The sequence below is a fragment of the Collinsella aerofaciens genome (assembly GCF_039752985.1).
Classification (GTDB): Bacteria; Actinomycetota; Coriobacteriia; order Coriobacteriales; family Coriobacteriaceae; genus Collinsella; species Collinsella aerofaciens_BT.
Map to the genome: position 1 here is coordinate 14,903 of NZ_JBDMHA010000053.1, position 2,107 is coordinate 17,009.

The following is a 2,107-nucleotide window of genomic DNA, read 5'->3' on the forward strand; positions in this document are numbered from 1 at the left end:
GATGGATACCGCGCGCATGCCCGAGCTGCGCAATGCCGTTATGGCCGGTATGAAAAAGCGCCGTGCGGAGCTCAAAAACGCTATCGGATAGCATGCCATTTTCGTTCCCCAAGGGCACTCATTGGGGACAGACTTAAATGAGTGCCCCTGGGCACCTAGTTGATTGCTAAAGAGCCCCGTCCTAAAAAGACTGCTCTCTGGGTTGCGGTGAGATGCGCAACAGAATCGTGCCATTTGGATAAATACGCTTGTGGTTTCTTTAAAGACACCTTAAACGCTGCTGAATATCTTTGGAAAGAAATGCCTGCTCGGTATCATGCTGCTCGTATATAAACGGTAGCAGTCAGGAGACCACGTGCGAAACATCGCATCGCGGGACGAGTATGTGCCGCAGCATGGCAGCAGATATAAGACGAAGGGCACGTCTTCGCGTGGCCTTGCCGGCGCTCGCATCCGCGTGAGGAAGATTGCCGCTATTGGGATGCTAACGTCGGCGGTTATTATCCTCGGAATTACCGTTAAAACCTACGCCTCGGAGCGAACGGGGCGCCCAGATGCGTCAACGGTACAGCTGCAAAACGAGAAGGTTTCAAAGTCCAAAGCGTCGGCAGATCAAGCTCTGTCGACGGCAGATCTCAAGACGAGACTTTCGAAGGCGAACTTCAACGATATCCCTTCGGGTGATACCGTTCGGACCTTCTCGTTGGTGGATAACAAGACTCCTGCCTTGGAGGATGAGAGCCTTGCCTCGCTCCAGGATGCCCTGTGTCGGGCGCAGGAACTGGGCGACGTGGGTGTAGTGTTCTACGACCTATCGAGTGGTAGGGGCGTGACGTATAACGCCGATGTTGAGGTGTATGGAGCGAGCAGTTATAAGGCGCTGTATGCACTCTATATTTGCGAGATGTTGGTCGAATCGGGGCAGGTGTCGCTCGATTGGCCTTTAGCCACGTATGGTGGTTACAGCATGGGCTGGCAGACGGTGCGCGACCTTATCGAGAATGCCGTCGTCAACTCAGACAACGATTCGTTTATCGCGTTACGCGCGGCGTTTGACCATGATGGCTATGAGGATTGGATTGCCAATCTGGGCGTTGATGACGAAACGGCACTGAATCCGATGAGTGATTTTCCGACCTACTGCCCGCGCACTTCTGCGAGGTTATGGCGCGAGATGAGCGAGTATCTGAGCATGGATATCGAGACTTCACAGTGGTTGTCGGGCCTTCTGGCATCAACATCGCGCTCGTTTATTCGCGATGGCATTGCGGACGAGCAGGTTTTGGTGCGCAACAAGGCAGGCTGGATTAGCGAGGATGGTTACTATTCGACATGCGATGCGGGCCTCATCGACATCGATGGCCGTACCTATGTCATGAGCGTCATGACATCGATGCCATGGAGTGACCGTTCGAGCGAGGTTACGGCCGCGATTGCAAAGGCTCTGTTTGATACGCGAGCTGCACTGGCTTAGCGTGTTCGTTTGGCGAGGTCAAACAAAATGCTGGTACCATACCTTGGTTGAGAATTTCGTATAGGTTTGGGGAATGGTATGGCTACCATCGCGATTATCGGTGCGCTCGAAAAAGAGATCATGCAGATTAAGGAAGAGCTGAGCGACGTTTGCGAGGCACGGGAGGCGGGCTTGACCGTTGTGAGCGGTGAGCTCGACGGCCTGACAGTTGTCGCCACAACGGCGGGCATGGGCACGGTGAACGCCGCCGCTGCAACACAGCACCTCATTAGCAAGTATGCTCCGCAGGCTGTTGTGTTTTCGGGCATTGCGGGCGGTTTGAACCCCAAGCTCCATATCGACGACGTGGTCATTGGCAAACGCCTACGCTATCTGGATACCGATACCGCGCTTATCGCCGAGTCCGCACCGGGGCTCGAGGAGTTTGGCTCGACGCCCGCGCTGGTCGATATTGCCGCCGACGTGCTTGCTGAGCGTGGGTTTGTTGACGCTTCGAAAAATGCAGTCGCTTCGAACGAGGGCACCAAGCAGTTCCTGGTCGGCACGATTGCCACGGGTAACCGCTTTGTGACGGGCGCTACCATGCGCAACGACGCTATCGAGGCGACGCATGCCGATTGTGTCGGCATGGAG

General features: G+C 55.2%; 2 protein-coding genes. Both read left to right on the forward strand.

Annotated features, from left to right (window positions below):
• Positions 1–355 precede the first annotated feature (355 nt).
• Positions 356–1,474: a serine hydrolase gene (locus ABHR76_RS07640; protein ID WP_346977215.1), complete on the forward strand. Its 1,119-nt coding sequence runs from the start codon at positions 356–358 to the stop codon at positions 1,472–1,474.
• 78 nt (positions 1,475–1,552) lie between these two features.
• On the forward strand, positions 1,553–2,107 hold a 555-nt coding region (gene mtnN, locus ABHR76_RS07645; protein ID WP_346977216.1), incomplete at its 3' end, for a 5'-methylthioadenosine/S-adenosylhomocysteine nucleosidase.